Genomic DNA, 20,163 nt, shown 5'->3' with positions numbered 1-20,163 from the left:
CGCCGGATCACGATGAGCATCCATCTGGAGGACTATCAGGACCTCCTCGAAGACCTCGGGGACCAGGCCGCCGAGGTCCTCGAGGCGTCGTGGCAGGAGGCCTCGCGCGCGTTCAGTGCAGGGGGGTTGAAGCGCTACTACCTGGAGGGCGCGCGCAGCCTGCATTCCCTCGGTCGCGGCTCCGAGATGGTCATCGCCTTCGTCCAGGAGACGCCGGACGTGGCGCAGGAACTGGGCGAGGACGCGGTCGGCGAGCTGGTGAGCTCGGCGATCAAGATGTACTCGAAGACCAGTGCCGCGGTGATCACGCTGCTGATCTCGACCAGCCCGGTCGCCGCCCGCCGCCTGGGAGACCAGGGCCTTTTCTCCGGGTATCTGCGCCTGGTCGACAACCTGCTGGGGCAGGCGCCGCGTGGCGTTCGCCCGATGCTGGAACACCTGGACGAGCTCCTGACCCACCTGACCCTTGGCGGCCTGCGCCGCTGGGCAAGCTGGGGGGCACAGGCCCATCGCACCGACCTTGAGGCGCAGATTGCGTATTTCGGGCTGGAATCGCCCGAGTCGCGCTCGGTCTTCCAGAAGGAACGCCGTGGCACGCTGTTCGTGGACGTCCAGCGCCGCATCAACCTGTACCTGCGTTCGTTGTGGGCGCGCGACTTCTTCATGCGGCCGACCAGTGGCGATTTCGAGTCGCGCGAAGGCTACAAGCCCTACATCGAGGGCTTCACGATCTTCCTGCCGGATGCCTTCGATGACTGGGAAGGCCTTACCGGGCTGGATCTCTACCGTGCGGCGGCGGCCCATGCGGCGGCCCATGTGGTCTACACGCGCGAAATGCAGCCGGAGGAGGCGCCGCGCGGCGTGACCGGCGTGCTGACCGAGTTGTTCGAGGATGCCCGCGTGGAGGCCCTGGCCAGCCGGGGTTTCCCGGGTTTGCGCAACCTCTGGACACCCCTGCATACCGCGACCCCGGACGACGGCGACGCGCCGCAGGCCCTGCTGGCCCGCACCGCGCGGGCCCTGCTGGATCCCGACTACCGCGATGACCATGCGTTCGTGGGCAAGGCCCGGGCGGCCCTTGCCGAACGGGCGGACGATCTGGAGGCCCCGGGGCTGGCGCGCGAGCTGGCGGAGGCCCTGGCGCCCGAGTTCCCGGAAAAGGGGTACATGAACCCGCGTCAGGTCGCGCCGGATGTGCTCTACCGTGACGACAACCGCTACATCTGGGCGTTTGGCCGCGAGGAAGACGATTTCGAGACGCTGATGGCCAGCGGTACGAATCAGGAGCGCGTCTACGTCAGTCCCATGGAGATGATCAACACCCTGGATGTCCCGTTTGCCGGGGATGACGCCCAGATGATCATGGTGCTGGCGACCGAATGGTTCCGGGATGGCGAAGAGGAAAGCATCAACCAGCAGGAGGGCAAGGAGCCGCTCTCGCTGCCGTACCACTACCACGAGTGGGACTACCAGATGCAGCTGGAGCGCCCGCACTGGGTGACCCTGCTCGAGCGGCGCCCGAAGAAGGGCGACGTGGAAGAGATCGACGCGATCAACGAAAAGCACAAGCCGCTGATCTCGCGTCTGAAGTTTCTGATCGAGGCGATGCAGCCGCAGGGCGTGCAGCGCCTGCGCAAGCAGGCCGAGGGCGACGAATTGGACGTGAACGCCCTGGTCGAGGCGCAGATTGACCTGCGCATGCGGCGCCAGCCGGACGAGCGCATCTACGTGCGCAATATCCGCCAGGTGCGGGATCTCTCGGTGCTGGTGCTGTTGGACCTGTCGGAGTCGACCAACGAGACCCTGGCCGATGGCGAGACGACCGTGGTGCAGCTGGCCCGCGAGGCCACCGCGCTGCTGGGCGGGGCGATCTCGAAGATCGGTGATCCCTTCGCCATTCATGGCTTTGCGTCCGACGGGCGCCACGACGTCGAGTACTACCGCTTCAAGGATTTCGATGCCCCCTATGACGATCATGCCCGCGCCCGCCTGGCCGGGATGAAGGGGCAGCTCTCCACCCGCATGGGCGCGGCCATCCGGCATGCCGGCCACCTGCTGCATCAGCAGGGCACGCAGAAGAAGCTGCTGCTGATTGTGACCGATGGCGAGCCGGCGGACACCGATGTGCGCGACCCGCAATACCTGCGCCAGGATGCCAAGCGTGCGGTGGAAGAGGTCGGCAAGAACGGCGTCTACAGCTTCTGCATCAGCCTGGATCCGAAGGCGGACGAGTACGTGGAGCGCATCTTCGGCGCACAGCACTTCATGGTGCTGGACCATATCGAGCGGCTACCGGAAAAGCTGCCCATGCTGTACGCAGGCCTCACCCGGTAGGGCGTACCGTGACCCCTCGAGTCCGACACGACCAGCGAGTCGCTGCCCAATCAGATGCAAGGCGCGCTTGTGCGGGAAGGGTGGGTCTCCTTGCAGGCACGTGCAACGCCGCTGATGGCCGGTGGGTGGCTCGTCCGGAGGAAGCGCCCATGAAGCGCCGCCACACCCTCATGGCGCATCGTGGCAACTCTGGATGCGTCGAACTCGAGGGGTCACGGGACTAGCATGGCCAAAAAGGGGAGCAGCTCGACACCGGCGAAGGAGTCCAGCCTTCCACAGGTAATGCTGAAATCCGAGCTGCCGGCGCATCTGATCCGGCATGCGACCCTCCGCCAGTTGCAGGTGTTCGAGGCGATCGTGCGCCTGGGCAGCTTCACCCGCGCCGCGGAAGAGCTGTACCTGACCCAGCCCACCGTTTCCATCCAGATCAAGAAGCTCTCCGGCGCGCTTGGCCTGCCGCTGTTCGAGTACGTCGGGCGCAAGGCCTTCCCCACCGAGGTCGGCCTGCTGCTGTACGACACCTGTCGCGAGATGCTGGGGGCCCTGACCAACCTGGAAATGAAGCTCGCGGAGATGCACGGGCTGAAGCGCGGACGCCTGCGCCTGGCGGTCATCACCACCGCGCAGTATTTCGCGCCGACCATCCTGGGACAGTTCGCCAAGCGCTATCCGGATATCGAGTTGTCGCTGGAGGTCAGCAACTTCGACCGTGTGCTGCAGCGCCTGGCCAACAACGATGACGATCTGTACATCATCGGGCACGTACCCGAACGGCTGACCGATATCGCCGTGTACCCGTTCGCGCCGAACCCGCTGGTGGTGATGGCCAGTCGCGATCACCCACTTGCCGGGCAGCGCAACATCCCGATCGAGCACCTGGAGCGGGAGACCTTCCTGATGCGCGAGCCGGGGTCCGGCATTCGCGAGGCGACTCTTAAACTGTTCCAGGAACACGGTATCAACCCCACCGTGCGCATGGAGCTGGGCTCCAACGAGGCGATCAAGCAGGCGGTCATCGGTGGTCTGGGGATCGCGGTGCTGTCGTTGCACACCCTCAGCGCCGAAGGCGCGGGTGGCCCGGTGGCGCTGCTGGATGTGGAGCACTTCCCGATCCACCGCCAGTGGCACATCGTCCATCCCAAGCAGAAGGTGCTGTCGGTCGTCGCCCAGACCTTCCTCGACTTTGCCATTCAGGACGAGGCGCGAGTGCGCGGGCAGGTCGAGGACCTGCTCGCTGCCTTCAAGGCGCAGGCCACTTGACGGGCGCCGTCGCGAGCATGACAGGCCCGGGAGCGTACCTTACAATTCACGGATTACCCGGCCGCTAACGGCCGAACTCGGAGATCAGGCAGTGACCACGAGCAGCCGGCCGCGCATCAGCGGCACCCAGTTCATCAACGCCGATCAGGCGCCGCGGGCGCGTCTGAGCCTGAGTGCCTCGCATCGCGACCAGCACCACCCGGTCACCGGGACCGGGGGCGATCCCGCATTTGGCGCGATCGATACCCCGCCGAACGAGAGCTGCGTGGTTTGCGCCCCGGCGACCCGCCGCCTGGCCGAGGAGCTGTTCGAGGGCTGGAACGCCGCCCTGCAGACGGGTGACGCGCGCAAGGTCGCCGAGCGCTATGCCGAGGACGCGGTGCTGCTGCCGACTGTCTCCAACGTCCCGCGCACCACGCACGCCGAGATCCAGGACTACTTCGAGCACTTCCTCGAGAAGAAGCCCTTTGGGACGATCAACACCCGCAACGTGAAGCTCGGCTGCAACAAGCTCACCGACGCCGGCACCTACACCTTTCGTGTCACCGACGGCGGCGAGACCAAGGATGTCCCCGCGCGTTACACCTTCGTGTACGAAAACCGCGACGGGGAGTGGAAGATCGTGCATCACCACTCGTCGATGATGCCGACCGACTGAACGGGCTCTCTCCCCCGGCCCGGACGTCGTTCGGACCGGGGGTCGCTCCGGTACGGGGAGACGGCGCTCAGCTCTCCGCGTCTCGCTCCAGTGCCCGCGCCAGCTTGATGCCCGTGGAGATCAGGCCGACGTGGCTGAACGCCTGCGGGAAGTTGCCGAGGAATGTCCCGCTGGCCGGATCGATCTGTTCCGGCAGCAGGCCGAGGTGGTTGGTCCGTGCGCACAGGGAGTCATACAGGGCTTGGGCCTCGTCCAGGCGGCCCTGCCCCAGCAGGTTGTCCACCAGCCAGAAGCTGCACAGCACAAACGCACCCTCGTGTCCGGGCAGTCCATCCGGGGATTCCTGCGGCAGATAGCGGTAGAGCAGGCCGTTCCCCGCGCCCAGGCGCCGCACGACCGCCTCGGTCGTGGCGACCATCTTCGGGTGATCCGCGGGAATGACGCCGCGTCCGGGTAGTGCCAGCAGGCTTGCGTCGATGCCGCCGCCGCCCAGATGTTCGGTCAGGCTCTGGAGCTCGGGGTCCCAGGCCTGTTCCAGGATCGCCTCGTGGATCTGCCGCGCCTCGGCGCGCCAGAGGGCGCTGTCCCCGCCCATGCCATTGTGCTCGGCCAGCGCGGCTCCGCGCTCCAGCGCCACCGCGCACAGGGCGGCGGAGTAGGTAAACGGTCGTCCGGCCGTGCGCACTTCCCAGATCCCGTGGTCGGGGTTTTTCCATTCGGTCTTGGCGGACTCGACCAGGCGCCGCAGGCGCTGCCACAGGTGATCGTCCAGCGTGCCGCCCCAGCGTACCCAGCGCCAGGCGCAGTCGAGGATCTCCCCGAACACGTCATGCTGGCGCTGCTCGACCGCGCCATTCCCCCAGCGCACGGGCCCCGAGCCGCGATAGCCCTCTAGGTCCGGATCGCTGCGCTCCCGTTGCGGGAGGTGGCCGTCCACGTCGTACAGCACCCGGGGCCAGCCCGCGCGATCGACGGCGTCCAGGGCCCAGCCGATGAATCCGGCGGCCTCGTGGGTCATGCCGATATCGCTCATCGCATACACCGAGAACGCCGCATCGCGGATCCACGCGTAGCGGTAGTCCCAGTTGCGCGGGCCGCCGATCGCCTCCGGCAGGGAGGATGTCGGCGCCGCGATCATCGCCCCGGTCGCGGTGTAGTCCATCAGCTTGAGGGTGACCGCGGAGCGGCGGACGAGCTCTTCCTGCGGTCCGGCATAATCGAAATGCCGCATCCACCTTCGCCAGACCAGGAGGGTGGCCTCGAGCAGTTCCTGCGGGGTGCGGGCCTGGAACCGGTGCGTATGCGGACCCCAGCCGAGGACCAGGTGATGCTGCTCCCCGGCCTCCAGCTCGTGCAGGCTGTCCGCGTCCTCCAGTGGCAGGGACGAGCCGAGGGCCAGCTCCAGTTCCGGCTGGCGGTGGAGCGCCAGCCCCAGCCCCGCCCCGTGCGGATACACCTTCGCCCCACCCCGGGGCGCGATGCGCACCCGCAGGTGGACCCGGCCCTCCAGCACCTCGATCCGGCGCAGCAATTCGTTGCGTCCGGCGGGTGCGTCCTCGGAGAGGTCCGCTCCTGCACGCAGCGGCAGGCAGTCGGTGATGCGGACCCGTCCTTCCGGGCCGGTCATCTCGGTAATCAGCACGGCGGTGTCCGGGATGTAGCGCTGGTGTGAGGCGACCAGGGGTTCCGGGGCCACGGTGAAGGCCCCGCCGCGCTGGTGATCCAGCAGGGCGCAGAACAAGGGCTCGGAGTCGAAGCGGGGAACGCACATCCAGGGGATGGCCCCGTCGCGACCGACCAGGGCGGCGGTTGTGCAGTTCCCGATCAGGCCGTGCTCCTCGATCGGCAGGTAGCCCTCGATGCGGTGTACGGGGCGGTCGGATACGGTCACTGGATCACTCCCTCGACATGGACGGTTGGCCGGGCAGGCAGGAGAGGGCGGGCGCGTCCAGGATCACGACGGACTCGCCGGGCATCTCCAGGGTGTCCGGACCCACCACGATACCTGCATCGGACTGGAGCAGGAGGCGACCGGCCGCCGCGCCCGGGCACGCCAGCCGTTGTGGGGCAGGGTGCAGGTTGCACGCCACCCGCAGTCCCGGCCGGTGCACGATCAAGCAGCGTGCCGCCTCGTCGAAATGCGCCTCGATCGCCTCCAGACGGTCGTCGCCGAACGCCGGGTGGGCATGCCTCAGGGCGATCAGGGCCCGGTACCACTGCAAGATGTCGGCATGCGGCTCGCGTTCGAGCTCGTCCCAGTCCAGGCGGGATTGTTCGAAGGTCTCGATGGATTGCGGGTCCGGGACGTTGCCGGGATCGGTGTCCCGGCGGAAGGCCGCGAACTCGCGCTGGCGGCCTTCGGTCACCGCGCGCCCCAGGTCGCCGTCCGTGTGATCGGTGAAATACAAAAACGGCGTCGCGGCCGCCCATTCCTCCCCCTGGAACAGCATGGGCACGAAGGGACTGGTCATCACCAGGGCTGCGCCGACCTTCAGTAGTCCCGGCGAGACGCCTTCACTGATTCGGTCCCCCAGGGCCCGATTGCCAACCTGGTCGTGGTTTTGCAGGCAGCCGATGAAACGCCGGCCGGGCAGGTCGGAGGCCGGTCGCCCGTGGGTACGCCGGCGGTAACGGGAGTAGCGCCCGTCATAGACGAGGCCGCGTGTCAGCGCCCGGGCGACATCCGCCAGGCGACCGAAGTCCGCGTAGTACCCGTCGGCTTCCCCGGTCAGCAGGGCATGCAGTGCGTGATGGAAGTCCTCGTTCCACTGCGCGTCCAGCCCGTAGCCGCCGGCCTCGACCGGCCGTGCCACGCGCGGGTCGTTGCGGTCGTTCTCCGCGATCACCACGAGGTGCCGCCCGAGCGCGCGCCCGAGGCGCTGCACCTCGGTGGCGAGCTGCTCGAGGAAGTGGGTGGCCGAGGTGTCGACGATCGCGTGTACCGCGTCGAGGCGCAGGCCGTCGATGTGGTAGTCGCGCAGCCACATCAGGGCGTTGTCGACGAAGAAGCGGCGCACGGGGTAACTGTCCGGGCCGTCGAGGTTCACCGCGTCGCCCCAGGGGGTTTGGTAGTGGTCGGTGAAGTAGGGGCCGAACTGCGCCAGGTAGTTGCCGTCCGGTCCGAGGTGGTTGTAGACCACGTCCAGCAATACCGCGATGCCCCGGCGGTGGCAGGCATCGACCAGGCGTTTCAGGCCTTCGGGGCCTCCGTAGGCATGGTGCGGCGCATACAGGTCGACTCCGTCGTAGCCCCAGCCGCGCGCGCCGGGGAATTCCGCCACCGGCATCAGCTCCAGATGGGTGACGCCGAGTTCGGCCAGGTGGTCGAGGCGGTCGATCACGCCGTCGAAGCTGCCTGCCGGGGTAAAAGTGCCGACGTGGATCTCCTGGATCACCGCCGCGGCCAGCGGCGGCGCTTGCCAGCTGGCGTCGTTCCAGACGAAGCGGGAATGCTCCAGCCAGCGCGACGGGCCGTGCACGCCCTGCGGCTGCCAGGCGGAGCGCGGGTCGGGGAACGGGCCGTGGCCGTCGACGCGGAAGGCATAGTCGCTGCCGTGAATCAGCTGCTCCGTGTCCAGTGACCACCAGCCATCCTCCTGGCTCTCCATCGGCATGTGGCCGCCACCGCACTCCAGTTCGACCTGATCCGCCTCGGGGGCCCACACGCTAACGGTGGTCATGACGTGGCCTCCTCGCGTTCGAGCAGGGCCACCGGAAACGCATCGAGGATCTCCGCGACCGGGTAGTCACCGCCTCGGAGCGTCGCGCCGGACAGGCGGTTGTGCCAGGTGCCGGGTGGTACCGCAAGCCGGGTACCGCGCCAGTCACCCGCCAGCCCGAGTATCAGGCGCGGCACCAGCACCAGTGCTCCTTCGCCGCGCAGGTAGGCGACCGCGTGCCCGGCGCGTTCGCCGCTGGCGCGCAGCGGGGTACAGGCCGCGTCCGGGCGGAACCACTCCGGGTGGCGGCGGCGCAGGGCCAGGGCCTGGTGCACTACCCACTGCTTGGGCAGGCCCTCGTCGGCGCGGGCGTTGATCTGCGCTGGCGAGAGGTGCGCGAGTTCCTCCAGTAGGCGGGTCCGCGTGTCGAAGTCCACCGGGCGGCGGTTGTCCGGATCGACCAGGCTCAGGTCCCACAGCTCGCTGCCCTGGTAGATGTCCGGGATGCCCGGGGCGGTGAGCTTGATCAGGGTCTGTGCCAGGCTGTTGGTGCGGCCGGGGCCGACCAGCGGCTGCAGGAACGACTCCAGCGATTCGCGAAACCCCGGGTCGTCCAGGGTGCCGGCCACGAAATCGCGCAGGGCCTGCTCGTACTCCTCCTGCGGGTGGGTCCAGCTGGTGTGCTGCTTGGCCTCGCGTGCGGCCTTTTCCATGTAGGCCGTCATGCGCTCGGCGTCGATCGGCCAGGCGCCGACCAGCGTCTGGTAGTACAGGTACTCGGTGGCCGGGTCCGGCCACCCGCCACTGCGGTGGCGAGCGTTGTGACGCATCCAGCGACGCGCGCTCCTGGCCCAGGCCTCGGGCATCTCGGAGAGCAGCAGCAGGCGGGCGCGTACGTCCTCGCTGCGCTTGGTGTCATGGGTCGAGGTGGCCAGCATCGCCGCCGGGTGGCGGGCCCGGGCCCGGGCGCTGGCCTCGTGGAATTCGTCCACCGACAACCCGAAGCTTCCCGGGTCGCCACCCACCTCGTTGAGTGCCGTCAGGCGGTGGAAGCGGTACAGCGCGGTATCCTCCACGCCCTTGGCCATCGCCGGGCCTGTCAGCTGCTGGAAGCGCAGGGCGAACTCGGTCTCGCGCTCGCCGGGGATGCGCAGCAGGAGCAGGTTGCGCAGGAACTGCAGCAGCTCGCTGTCCAGCTCCGGGCTGCGCTCGGCGGCCTGCTGGATCGCGGTCTCCACGCAGCCGACGTCGGCCGCCGTCACGCCGTCTTCGCGCGGGCGTACGTAGGTGCGGTAGACCGGGAAGCAGGCCGCCGCCTCCAGCAGGGCGAGGTACAGCTCATGGCGGGTGTAGTCGCGGTGGCGGCGGTGGCGTTCGCAGATATCCACGAACAGCGAGCTCAGGCGGTTGAGTTCGCTGCCGAGCAGGTCCTTGAGTACCTGTCGCTTGGATTCGTAGACCAGTCCCGGGTAGTCGGCCTCCTCGCCGGTGAGCTCCTCGAACAGCCGTGTCAGCGGGGCCTCGCCGGCCGGGTCCGCGAACAGCCCCTGCACGCGGTTGAGGAAATCGTAACCGGTCGTACCGGCGATCGGCCAGTCGTCCGGCAGCTGCTCGCCGGGCTCCAGGATCTTCTCGGCGACGATCCAGGTGTCCGGACAGGCGTGGTGCAACTGGCTGAAGTACTGCCGGGGGTCGCGCAGGCCGTCCGGGTGGTCGACCCGCAGGCCGTGCACCGAGCCTTCCGCCACCCAGCGGACCGGCAACGCATGCACGGACTGGAAGACCTCCTCCTTCTCCTGCCGCAGCCCGGCCAGGTCGTTGATGTCGAAAAACCGCCGGTAGCCAAGGTCGCGGCCGGCGGTGCGCCACCAGGCCAGCCGGTAGTTCTGCTTGTCGATCAGCGCGTCCAGGGCGTCGGGGTCGGCGTTGATCCGCTCGACCTCGGCCGCGATTGCCTCGGCGGCCGCCGGGTCCTGGCGGGTCGTGTCGTCCAGAAGCTGGCGGATCACGCCCTGGTCGCGGTGGCGCCGTGCCACCGAATGGTATGCGATCAGATGCGGCTGTGGCAGGCGGGCACAGGATTCCGCGAGAAAGCCCAGCAGCTCGATACCGGTGGCGCGACAGGCATGGTCGAGCAGCTCGTTGAGCGAAGAGGGGTCCAGCGGGAAGCGGTGTTCGTAATAGGCGAGGTCGAACAGCCCGGCGCCATATTGCAGGCGGATCTCGCCCGCCTCGAGGACGCGGCCGTAATGATCGCCCAGCACCGGGAGCAGGACCTTGTTCGGCCAGCGCTCCTCCGAGGACTCCCAGTCCACGTCGAAATACGTCGCAAACGGGCTGGCGGGGCCGTTTTCCAGAACATCCCACCACCACGGGTTCTGGTCCCCGGCCACCGCCATGTGATTGGGCACGATGTCCAGTACCAGCCCCATCCCGGCGGCGTCCAGTGCCGCGCACAGCCGCTGGCGTGCCGGCTCGCCGCCGAGTTCGTCGTTGACGCGCGAGGGGTCGACCACGTCATAGCCGTGGCTGCTGCCGCGCACCGCCTGCAGGATTGGCGAAAGATAGACATGCGAAACGCCCAGCCGCGCGAGATAGGGAACAATCGCGGCCGCGTCGTCCAGTGTGAACCCCGCGTGCAGTTGCAGGCGACACGTCGCGATTCGCTCGGGTTGGGCCGGTTGCCCGTCGCGGCCGTCCGCGGAACCCGCGCTTCCTGTACTGCCGATGGATCCCTGCATCGCCCTCCGCCCCGAAGGCAGCCCGGCCGGACAATCCGGCCCCTAACCCGAATATGGACCACATCCCGAACGAAGGGAATGCGCATCGCCGGCGCGTGACCAGAACCGGGGCACCGCCGTCGGGGCGGACTGCATGACCAGGAGGCAGGAGCCTCGCGGGGTAATGGGTAAGCTTCCGGCATGCCCACCCATTCGACGGAGCTCCCGTGTGAGTCGAGCGCGGGCCCTGCCCGCTTGTCTGGTCTCGTGGTTTTCCATTGGGCGGGTTTCCGGGAATGCGCACGCGGCCGGGGCCGCGACCCGGTCACCGGACGACTGACGGCGACCTGCGAGCGTCGGCAAGGTTGGCTGGACAATCGCTTTCGCTGCATCATTTTCGGCCTGTTGAGCCCATACCCGCTTGACCACGTTGTGTGTCGAATTTTAGGAGGCTGCTGAAATGATCAAGGAATCGGACTGGAAACGGTTCAGCCGGCTGAAGGAGACCGCGCTGGATCGTTACTGCGAGCGAGCGCTGGCCGATTGCCGGGCGACAATGGAACAGGAAGACCGGTCGAATCACGAACGCTTTCTGGATCTCTATCAGCAGTTGAACGAAGCGAACGAGCGGCTTGCGTTCATCTTCGATGGCCATGCCCGCTCGAAAGCCCTGGATCAGTTCAGGTGTATGCGTCGTGACGGGCTGATCGAAGATGCAGAGCTGGAAGGGTTTACCACGGAATTCGTGGAGAAGACCCGGCCGCGGGGCCCGTAGTCTCCAGCCGCGCAGGGCGCCAGATGAAACGGGTATTGCCCGTGAACGGATCGTGGCGTGTCGGGGCGCGGAAAGGCGAAGGCCCGGCGGGTGCCGGGCCTTCGGGGTGGATCAGGAGGCGAGTCGCTTGTACTTGACCCGGTGCGGCTGGTCGGCCGCGGCGCCCAGGCGCTTGTGGCGGTCCTCCTCGTACTCCTGGTAGTTGCCCTCGAAGAACACCACGTTGCCGTCTTCCTCGAACGCGAGGATATGCGTGGCGATGCGGTCGAGGAACCAGCGATCATGCGAGATCACGATCGCGGAGCCGGGGAAGTCCAGCAGCGCCTCTTCCAGCGCGCGCAGGGTCTCCACGTCCAGGTCGTTGGTCGGTTCGTCGAGCAGCAGGAAGTTGCCGCCGCTTTGCAGCAGCTTGGCCAGGTGCACGCGGTTGCGTTCCCCGCCGGAGAGCTCCTTCATGCGCTTTTGCTGGTCGGTGCCCTTGAAATTGAAGCGGCCGACGTAGGCGCGTGACGGCATCTGGAAGTTGCCGACCTGGATGATGTCCTGGCCATTGGAGATCTCCTCCCAGACGGTCTTCTCGTCCTGCAGGGCATCGCGGCTCTGGTCGACATAGGCCAGCTGAACGGTCTCGCCCAGCTCGATCGAACCGTCGTCCGGCTGATCCTGCCCGGCGATCATGCGGAACAGCGTGGTCTTGCCCACGCCGTTTGGCCCGATCACGCCGATCAGCGCGCCGCGCGGCACGGAGAACGACAGGCCCTGGTAGAGCACGCGGTCGCCGAAGTGCTTGGACAGGTTTTCCACCTCCAGCACCTTGTCGCCCAGACGCGGGCCCGGTGGGATGTAGATCTCCTTGGTCTCGGAGCGCTTCTGGTAGTCGCTGGACGCGATTTCCTCGAAGCGCTTCAGGCGTGCCTTGCTCTTGGCCCCGCGGCCCTTGGGGTTGGAGCGCACCCACTCGAGCTCGGATTCCATCGCTTTCACGCGGGCGGCCTCGGCCTTTTCTTCCTGCTTCAGGCGCTTTTCCTTCTGTTCCAGCCACTGCGAGTAGTTGCCCTGGAACGGGATGCCCTGGCCGCGGTCCAGTTCGAGGATCCAGCCGGCGACGTTGTCGAGGAAGTAGCGGTCATGGGTGACCGCGACCACGGTGCCCTGGAACTCCTGCAGGAAGCGCTCCAGCCAGGCCACGGATTCGGCGTCCAGGTGGTTCGTCGGCTCGTCGAGGATCAGCATGTCCGGGCTGGACAGCAGCAGTCGGCACAGCGCCACGCGGCGGCGTTCCCCCCCGGACAGGGTTTTCACGTCGGCATCCCATGGCGGCAGGCGCAGGGCGTCGGCGGCAACCTCCAGCTTGCGCTCCAGGTTGTGGCCGTCGGCGGCCTCGATCTTCGCCTCCAGCTCGCCCTGCTTGGCGGCCAGCGCGTCGAAGTCGGCGTCCGGTTCGGCATAGGCCGCATACACCTGGTCCAGCTCGGCAAGGGCCTCCTTGACCGGCGCCACGGCCTCTTCCACGTTGCCGCGCACGTCCTTGCTTTCGTCGAGCTGCGGCTCCTGCGGCAGGTAGCCGATGTTGATGCCCGGCTGCGGGCGCGCCTCGCCGACAATGTCGGTATCCACGCCCGCCATGATGCGCAGCAGGGTGGATTTCCCCGCGCCGTTGTAGCCCAGCACGCCAATCTTGGCGCCCGGGAAGAAGTTCAGGTTGATGTCCTTGAGGATGTACTTCTTCGGCGGGACGATCTTGCCCACGCCGTTCATGGTGAAGATGTACTGCGCCATGGTGCTCCTGCGACGAATGCGGTTTGGGATGGGGCGGCCGGATGCCGGCGTGCTTGGCCGTGTACTTTACCATCAGGTGCGGGTGGATTCGTGCCTGGGCGTACCCGATGCGGCTTGTCTCGTGGGTCGAATCTCGGCCGGGAGCTCGGCGGCTGGTTGCAGGCGCCGGATCAGACTCCCTTTGCCGAACGCAGTTAAGATGTGAGTCCTGTCACGTTTCAGATTGCTTGTGAGACTGATAACTTACCCGTAGTGGGGGACCCTTGATTGGGTACAACAACAGGGAATTCGATGTCGGAGCAGTCGGAGCAGCAGACCAGAGAACCCTTCCGGATCGTGGCATTTTCCCGGCGCTCCGGGTTTTCGGAAGGGCTGAGTGCGATAGCCTCCACCCGTCAGTATGCAGATTTCCAAGAGTTCGCCGAGCATTCGGAGCCCGGGGCGCAGCTGGCTTTTGTGGTGGATCTTGAGTCATTGCCCGAGCCGCTGGACCTGATCCGGACAATCCGCCGGCATCCGCAGTGGCGAATGCAGCTGGTTTGGACTCGGGGCGATGCTGGGGCAGAGATTCGCGCACTCGCGGACGGGGCATTCGAGGCCGTCGAGAATCCGTCTGAACGGGCATTGACTTCGAGCGCCCGTCTGGAGTCCGCGCACGGTGGCCAGCCCTTCCGCAGTCAGGACGATGTCCTTCTGGCGATGTTGTGGAGTCATTCTCACATGAGCCTCCAGCCAGTACGCGACTGGACGGCTCCGGAGCTGTATCGCTATCCGCTGCTGGATGTGCTGTTGGAGGACGACACCTCCGAGTTCTGGCTGCGTGGCCTGAAGCAGCGCCGTTTGGTGGAGGGGCAGGACCTGGTGGATCGCGTTCGCCTCTGTCCGGGGTGCCGCCACGGCCACCTGAGTTTTGTGGATGTGTGCCCGGAGTGTGACTCCCTCGATATTCGCACTGAACCCGGGTTGCACTGCTTCAGCTGCGGGCATGTGGGGCCGCAGCGGCTGTTCCAGGACAACGGGATGCTCAGTTGCCCGAACTGCCACGCCACGCTGCGGCATATTGGAGAAGATTATGACCGGCCGCTGGAGAACCATGTATGCGGCAGCTGCCAGCATATGTTCATGGATGGGCGGGTCCTCGCGCGGTGCATGGCCTGTGGTCAGGCTCACGATCCCGATGCCCTGGAGCCGCTCGGGATCTACCGGTATCGGTTGTCGGAGGCCGGCCGCCTGGTGGCACGTACCGGTGATGTCGGCGACCTGTACGGGGTCTTTGATGACATCAATTACGTGTCGCCGGAACACTTCGAGTTCTTCTGCGACTGGAGTTTGAAGCTGCGCCAGCGCCATGACGAGATACGGTTCGGCCTGATCCTGCTGCACCTGAATGGACTCGCCCGCGTGATCGATACCCTCGGGCACGGGCCGGGCGCGGCGCTGGTGGATTCCCTCGCCGAGCGGGTCAAGGCACTGGTGCGAGCCACGGATCTCGTGACACGAACGGCAGATGACCGCATCTGGCTGCTTTTGCCGCAAACCTCGGCGACTGGAGTGGATGTCCTGGCGGGGCGCTTGTCGCAGTTACTGGAGGACAGCGTGGACGGCACCCCCCTGGATCGTCTGGGGCACGTTTATCACGAATCTTCGATGGGTATGAGCGAGGCCGAGGACGCCGCGGCGGTGATGGCCCGCCTGGTATCGCGCTCGCAATGAATGGTGTGCTGGAGTTTCTCGTACAGATCGTCGAGATCCTTGGGGGAGTTTTCCAGGAGACCAACGCACTGGCGCTGGCCTACATGTTCATTCCCTTTGTGGTGTTTCTGGAGCTGCCCTTGAACCTGATGATCTGGTTGGGGGTGCTGCGGTACTACACGCGCCGAATCTATGCGGTTCCCATGCGTTATCCCTATACCCCGAAGGTAACCTGCATTGTCACCTGTTATTCGGAGGGTAAGTCGGTTCGGGGAACCGTCCGCTCCCTGCTGGAGCAGGTCTATCCCGGTCAGATCGAGATCATCGCGGTGGTGGATGGCTCGGACCAGAATCCAGCGACCCTCATGGCCCTGCGCGCGATGGGGCCCGAGGTCGAGCGCTTTGCCAGTCGAAAACTGGTGGTCGTGCCAAAGACGCCTCGAGGGGGCCGCGTTTCGTCCCTGAACGCCGGTCTGCAGATGGCGCGTGGCGAAGTGCTGCTTGCGGTGGATGCGGATACTTCGTTCGACAACACGATGGCGACAGAGGCCGCCGGGCACTTTCGCGATCCCAACGTGATTGCCGTGGCGGGGTCGCTGCGGGTTCGCAACTGGCGGGAAAACCTGTTGACCCGTTTCCAGGCGCTCGAATACATGATCACCATTCACCTGGCCAAGGTTGGATTGGGGGAGTTCCACGGGATCAACAACATCTCGGGGGCGTTCGGTGTGTTCCGGACGGAGATGGTGCGCAAGATCGGTGGCTGGACAACGGGTTCGGCCGAGGACCTCGACCTGACGCTCCGCCTCAAGCAGTACTTCGGGCGTCACCCGGGTTTTCGCATTGCGTTCGAGCCGCGAGCGATGGGCCACACGGATTGTCCGGCGACCTGGAAGGGTTTCCTGCTCCAGCGCCTGCGCTGGGATGGCGACTTGTTCTACATGTACATCCGGAAGCACCGAAACGCCTTCTCGATTCGGCAGATGGGCTTCTGGAACGTACTTCTCGGCGTCTGGTACGGCATGTTGTTCCAGATGGTGATGCCCGTACTGATCGTGCTGTACACGCTCTGGCTGGTGGTCATGGTGGCGCCGGCGGTCGTGGTGGCAACTTTCGTGATCATTATGGGCCTGTACGCGGTACTTACAGCGCTGATGTATGTCACCGCGCTGGTGTTTATCTCCGAACGCCGGGGGCGCGATCTCCGGCTGGCCTGGCTTATTCCGCTGTTCCCGTTTTTTGCGATGCTCATGCGGGTCTGGTCGCTGGTGGCCATCATCAACGAATGGTGGCGTCACTCCAGTCAGGAATCCTCCATGGCACCCTGGTGGGTACTGCGCAAGAGCAAGCGTTGACATGATCCCAAGATTTCCCATTCGTTCTGTACTTTGTCTGTTCTGCCTGGTCGCCGGGCAGGGTGCCCTGGCGGGTGAACGTCTGCCCAGTCTGCTGGAAGAGGCGCCCACCGCTCCTGCGCTACTGGCGGAGCGGGCCGAGGTCGAGCGCTTCCAGGCGCAGCAAGATCGCCAGTACCAGGCGCACGGCTGGGAACTGTTCGGCAGTGCGGGTGCGGGGACCTTCGACGAGCCCGTGGCAGCCGGCATCGAGCGGCGTTACGCCGGTACACAGGCCACCGTTGGTGTGCAGCGCCCCCTGCTGGGCAGTGACGAGCAGCAGCGACGCGCCATCTGGCGGGCCCGTGGAGAGGCCGGCGCCGCGGGTTACCGCTACGAGCAGCAGTTGCGGGAGATTCGCCGCGACATTGCCGGGCAATATGCTCGGACCTGGCACGCTCAACAGGCTCAGACATTGAGCCGGGCCATGCTCTCGGTCGAGGCGGATCTGGATCAGACGATGCGGGATCGGCGTGAACAGCAATTGATGCGTGATGATGAAATCGGGCGATTGCGGCAGCAGCTTGACGACGCGCGCCTAGATGCCGACCAGGCCGCCATTAGCGAGGAAGAGGCGCGACTGGAGCTGGAAGGTCTGCTAGGCCGCCGGGTCACCGTGGCGGACGCGCCGGCGTGGTTTGATCCTGAACAGAGGACGTGCCCGCCTCCCGAGACGGACGTAGCGCCGGGTGTGCGAGCAGTCGAAGCCGAGCTGGAATCTGCCGTCGAGCGTGAACGCCTGACTCGATTCGACGCGCTGCAATCCAACCTTCAGCTGCGCTATACATCGCGGTACGAGGACGATGTCAATCGCATGGGCAGCGGGCTGGAGTTTGTCTGGACGGTTTCCATACCGTTCAGATCGCTCGGTGGCGACAGCCCGTTGCGCCGTGAGCTGCAAGCGGAGCAGCGTCGTCTGCAGCACCTCCGCACGGATGCCCGTCATGCGGCACAGCAGCGCCAGGATCTTGCGGAGCGCCGCCTGGCCGTCCATGAGCGCCGGTTGCGGAGCGTAACGGCCGAGCTGGATCGCGCCGAGCGCAACCTGCAGATCGCGCGAGATCGGACTGACGATGGCCTGGCCGTGCCCTGGGAGGAGCTGCTGCCGGCGCGTGCCGAGTACTATCGCTCCGCCACGGCGTGGCTGGATGCGGCGCTGGAGATCTGGCAGGCGCAGATCGAATGCGACCGGCTTGCCACCGGTCAGCCCCGAAAGCTGGAGCGGGTGAAGCAGGCGCAGCAGGTCCTGGGCGATGATGTCGACGCGATCCATCCCCTCGAAGGTCCGGTGCGCGTCTATCTCTGGCGCAGTGCACCCGTTATCGCCGGGCAAGATACGCGTTTCTGGTCGGTGATCGATCGGGCAGGTGTGGACCATGTCTGGTTATCCCTGGATCGAAGCCAGATCGAGCGATATGCCGATTCCCCCGAGCCGCTGGACGGATTCATGCGCCAGGCACAGGAGCGCGGCCTGTCGGTGGGGCTGTTGCTGGGTGAACCTGCCTGGACCCTGCCCGAGTACCGGCAGGACCTGGTAGAGATTATCGAAGCCCTGGCCCATTTCGAATTCTTCGACCTGCATCTCGATATCGAGATCGACCAACTCGACCCCGATGCCCATGAACGCGACTGGCTGCTGGAGCAGTGGCTGAAGACCGTCGCCGCAGCGGCCGAGGCATCCCCCTGGCGCATTGGAATCAGTGCCCATCCTCGAGACTTCGGAAACCCGGATCGTTGCCTCGCCTGCGAGTTTTCCGACCGTGGTGTGGACGAGATCGCGCTGATGGCCTATGTCACCCGCCCGGAAACCCTGAAAGCACGGCTGGAGCCAATCCTTCAACGCACGGCCGGAGTCGAGTGGGTACTGGCGCAAAGCGTGGAGCGTGCTCTCCCGCCGGAGAACAGCTGGTTCCAGGCTGGCTGGAACGCCATGCATTCGGGACTGCGCGCGGCGCTTGAACCGATGGATCGCCGGCACATTCCCATTGCCGTACAGAGCTATTCCGATTTGAAGGATATGTGGGCTGATGAAAATTCGCTTTGACAGCAGTGACCGGCGCCAGTCCGGGCGCGACGGGGGGATCAAGGTCCGTTATGGTCCGGCCCGGCGGGCGGCATTCCGCTTGCGCTGGTACTTGATCCTGCTGCTGGTTGCGAGTCCGGTGATCTACTTCCTGTACTCGTTGATCAGCGATCAGGTATCGACCGAGGTTCCGGCCATGATCTGGTATCCCCAGCATCAGTTGCTGGCACGGGTGCCGGGTTTCGTGGAGTCGATGGAGGTCGAGCCTTGGGATCGCGTGAGCCGGGGCGACGTGGTTGTGGTGCAGCGCAACCCTGAGCTGGAAGGGAAGCTGCGGCAGGTCGAGGATGAGTTGGCGAAATCGCGCGAGCGGGTGGCCTATACACGACGCGAGCAGGGGGCGGACCTAGATTACCGGATCGGTCTGTTGGAGGATAACCTCGGGGATGTGCGCGACCACGAGGGCCGCCTCGTCCGGCTGATCGAACGCGGATCCGCCTCTCAGGGGGAAGTAATGCCGGTACGGACCGAGCGCGCCCGGATCGAAGAGCGCCTGGCGGAGCTCGAGGGCGAGCGGCAGCGGTTGCCGCAGGCGGATTCCGTGGAGACCTGGCCGGATACACTGCAGATCCGTTATGACCAACTCCAGTCCGAACGTTCCGAGCTTGAGCAGGAGCAGACGCTGCTGGTGAAGGAGGCCGATCTTGACGGAGTAGTCACCGAGCTTCTGACGGAGCCGGGACAGTTCGTTACGGTCGGGACGCCATTGCTGCGTTATAGCGGCACCCGCCTGCGGATTGTGGCCTACATCGAGCCGCGCCATCTGGAACGCCGCATTGTGCCAGGCCGGGAGGTCTCCCTTGTCCTTCCCGACCGAACACAGCTGCGTGCCGTGGTTCGGGACACGGTTGGCGCGGCCAACCGCCTGCCGGCCGAGCTGCGCACCGGTATTGGCGATGGTCAGAGTGCCGTGCCGGTGATCGTGGAGCCGGAGGAGGCTCTTCCGGAGGTCTGGCGCGTGGATCGACTGCCGGTGCGCGTGAACTTCTGATCCGCTGGGCGGAGGGATTCGATTTGTCGGGCGTCAAACGGGGGCGGATGCGCCTCTCTGGACCGGACCTGAGAGAGGGGTGGCTGCGGCCCCATTATTTCATTCCACCTGGATCCGGGGTCATTAAACCGGGTCCGACGAGTACCGGCGCGAAAAGCCAGGATGCCTGACCGCGCTTTCTCGGCGTCAACTGCTATTGTGAAAAGATGAGCGGGAATGATCTACGGCGCGTGCACCAGACCTTGCGTAGGGCCACGGCGGCGGCGCACAAGGCGCTGGACCATCATCGGTTGATGCGGCGCCTGACCGGCAGTGATCTCACCCGCGCGCAGTACACGGAATCACTTGCGGCCATGTGCCGACCGCATGCCCGACTGGAGCGGCAGGTTCATGCAAGCCGCCATCATGAGGAGTCGGGGTTGGAGCTGTCACCACGTCTCGCGCGACTGGAAGCGGACCTGGTCGAGTTGGGTCGGCCCGTTCCGCCGGTCTCGCCGACGCCGCCGGGTCCTTCGGATGGATGTGCGGCCTGGTGGGGCCGGGTTTACGTCCTGGAGGGATCGCGTCAGGGCAGTCCGTTGATTGCCCGGTGCATCCATTCCAGCCTGGGCGATACGGTGCCTTGCCGTTTTTTCGGTGAGACCATCGTGCCCGACGATTTTGGTCGCTTGCTGGCGACGCTCGAGCGCGAACTGGAAGACGAGGACGCTCTCGCGCAGGCTGTAGCGGGTGCCCGAGCGGCGTTCGCCGACTACAAGGCGGAGCTGGATGCCTTCGACGGCAGGAAACATGCTGTCGAAATGCGGTAAATTAACGGC

The 20,163-nt window shown here is 66.1% G+C and carries 13 protein-coding genes; 9 read left to right on the top strand and 4 right to left on the bottom strand.

What is annotated here, in order from left to right:
• The first annotated feature begins 12 nt into the window (after nucleotides 1-12).
• From F817_RS0103085 to F817_RS0103075, 3 genes are all read left to right on the top strand, one after another.
• Entirely contained in the window at nucleotides 13-2,334 is a 2,322-nt protein-coding gene (locus F817_RS0103085; protein ID WP_024326274.1) for a nitric oxide reductase activation protein NorD, read from the top strand.
• Between the two features lie 282 nt (nucleotides 2,335-2,616).
• Nucleotides 2,617-3,594, top strand: coding sequence for a LysR family transcriptional regulator (locus F817_RS0103080; protein WP_024326273.1), 978 nt, complete (start codon nucleotides 2,617-2,619; stop codon nucleotides 3,592-3,594).
• Between the two features lie 91 nt (nucleotides 3,595-3,685).
• Entirely contained in the window at nucleotides 3,686-4,252 is a 567-nt protein-coding gene (locus F817_RS0103075) for an SgcJ/EcaC family oxidoreductase (RefSeq protein ID WP_024326272.1), read from the top strand.
• A gap of 67 nt (nucleotides 4,253-4,319) precedes the next feature.
• Here F817_RS0103075 and F817_RS0103070 read toward each other — a convergent pair whose 3' ends face one another.
• Genes F817_RS0103070 through treY form a run of 3 tightly spaced genes read right to left on the bottom strand, consistent with a single transcriptional unit; the run spans nucleotide 4,320 to nucleotide 10,652 of the window.
• A complete protein-coding gene (locus F817_RS0103070) occupies nucleotides 4,320-6,143 on the bottom strand; it encodes a glycoside hydrolase family 15 protein (protein WP_024326271.1) in 1,824 nt (607 codons plus the stop codon).
• Between the two features lie 4 nt (nucleotides 6,144-6,147).
• On the bottom strand, nucleotides 6,148-7,932 hold the full coding sequence (gene treZ / locus F817_RS0103065) for a malto-oligosyltrehalose trehalohydrolase (protein WP_024326270.1): 1,785 nt from the start codon (nucleotides 7,930-7,932) through the stop codon (nucleotides 6,148-6,150).
• Entirely contained in the window at nucleotides 7,929-10,652 is a 2,724-nt protein-coding gene (gene treY, locus F817_RS0103060) for a malto-oligosyltrehalose synthase (RefSeq protein ID WP_024326269.1), read from the bottom strand. The genes treZ and treY overlap by 4 nt, the downstream gene beginning before the upstream one ends.
• A gap of 439 nt (nucleotides 10,653-11,091) precedes the next feature.
• Between treY and F817_RS0103055 the strand changes: the two genes are divergently transcribed.
• Nucleotides 11,092-11,406, top strand: a complete 315-nt coding sequence (locus tag F817_RS0103055) for a hypothetical protein (RefSeq protein WP_024326268.1) — start codon at nucleotides 11,092-11,094, stop codon at nucleotides 11,404-11,406.
• Between the two features lie 111 nt (nucleotides 11,407-11,517).
• On the opposite strand, the gene ettA is transcribed toward F817_RS0103055, so the two are convergent.
• A complete protein-coding gene (gene ettA, locus F817_RS0103050; RefSeq protein ID WP_024326267.1) occupies nucleotides 11,518-13,185 on the bottom strand; it encodes an energy-dependent translational throttle protein EttA in 1,668 nt (555 codons plus the stop codon).
• A 291-nt stretch (nucleotides 13,186-13,476) separates the two neighbouring features.
• On the opposite strand from ettA, the gene F817_RS13690 reads away from it, so the two are divergent.
• The 5 genes from F817_RS13690 to F817_RS0103025 all read left to right on the top strand — a co-directional run bounded on the left by F817_RS13690 (nucleotide 13,477) and on the right by F817_RS0103025 (nucleotide 20,154).
• Nucleotides 13,477-14,898: a diguanylate cyclase domain-containing protein gene (locus tag F817_RS13690; RefSeq protein WP_042799063.1), complete on the top strand. Its 1,422-nt coding sequence runs from the start codon at nucleotides 13,477-13,479 to the stop codon at nucleotides 14,896-14,898.
• Nucleotides 14,895-16,232, top strand: a complete 1,338-nt coding sequence (locus tag F817_RS0103040) for a glycosyltransferase (protein ID WP_024326265.1) — start codon at nucleotides 14,895-14,897, stop codon at nucleotides 16,230-16,232. Before F817_RS13690 ends, F817_RS0103040 begins: the two co-directional genes overlap by 4 nt.
• 1 nt (nucleotide 16,233) lies before the next feature.
• Nucleotides 16,234-18,315 carry a TolC family protein gene (locus F817_RS0103035; RefSeq protein WP_081644442.1) on the top strand — a complete coding sequence of 694 codons (2,082 nt, stop codon included), beginning with the start codon at nucleotides 16,234-16,236 and terminating at the stop codon, nucleotides 18,313-18,315.
• Entirely contained in the window at nucleotides 18,299-19,345 is a 1,047-nt protein-coding gene (locus F817_RS0103030) for an HlyD family secretion protein (RefSeq protein ID WP_024326263.1), read from the top strand. The genes F817_RS0103035 and F817_RS0103030 overlap by 17 nt, the downstream gene beginning before the upstream one ends.
• 230 nt (nucleotides 19,346-19,575) lie before the next feature.
• Nucleotides 19,576-20,154, top strand: a complete 579-nt coding sequence (locus F817_RS0103025; protein ID WP_024326262.1) for a biliverdin-producing heme oxygenase — start codon at nucleotides 19,576-19,578, stop codon at nucleotides 20,152-20,154.
• Nucleotides 20,155-20,163 lie beyond the last annotated feature (9 nt).

This window comes from Thioalkalivibrio sp. AKL19 (genome assembly GCF_000420165.1).
Taxonomy (GTDB): Bacteria; Pseudomonadota; Gammaproteobacteria; order Ectothiorhodospirales; family Ectothiorhodospiraceae; genus Thioalkalivibrio.
The sequence above is the reverse complement of the archived record's forward strand: the minus strand, read 5'-3'. Positions and strand labels throughout refer to the sequence as shown.

Coding starts and splice junctions, on each gene's coding strand:
- F817_RS0103085 (WP_024326274.1), top strand. CDS start 13: ATGAGCATCCATCTGGAGGACTATCAGGACCTCCTCGAAGACCTCGGG.
- F817_RS0103040 (WP_024326265.1), top strand. CDS start 14,895: ATGAATGGTGTGCTGGAGTTTCTCGTACAGATCGTCGAGATCCTTGGG.
- F817_RS0103055 (WP_024326268.1), top strand. CDS start 11,092: ATGATCAAGGAATCGGACTGGAAACGGTTCAGCCGGCTGAAGGAGACC.
- F817_RS0103035 (WP_081644442.1), top strand. CDS start 16,234: ATGATCCCAAGATTTCCCATTCGTTCTGTACTTTGTCTGTTCTGCCTG.
- F817_RS13690 (WP_042799063.1), top strand. CDS start 13,477: ATGTCGGAGCAGTCGGAGCAGCAGACCAGAGAACCCTTCCGGATCGTG.
- F817_RS0103030 (WP_024326263.1), top strand. CDS start 18,299: ATGAAAATTCGCTTTGACAGCAGTGACCGGCGCCAGTCCGGGCGCGAC.
- treZ (WP_024326270.1), bottom strand. CDS start 7,932: ATGACCACCGTTAGCGTGTGGGCCCCCGAGGCGGATCAGGTCGAACTG.
- treY (WP_024326269.1), bottom strand. CDS start 10,652: ATGCAGGGATCCATCGGCAGTACAGGAAGCGCGGGTTCCGCGGACGGC.
- F817_RS0103080 (WP_024326273.1), top strand. CDS start 2,617: ATGCTGAAATCCGAGCTGCCGGCGCATCTGATCCGGCATGCGACCCTC.
- ettA (WP_024326267.1), bottom strand. CDS start 13,185: ATGGCGCAGTACATCTTCACCATGAACGGCGTGGGCAAGATCGTCCCG.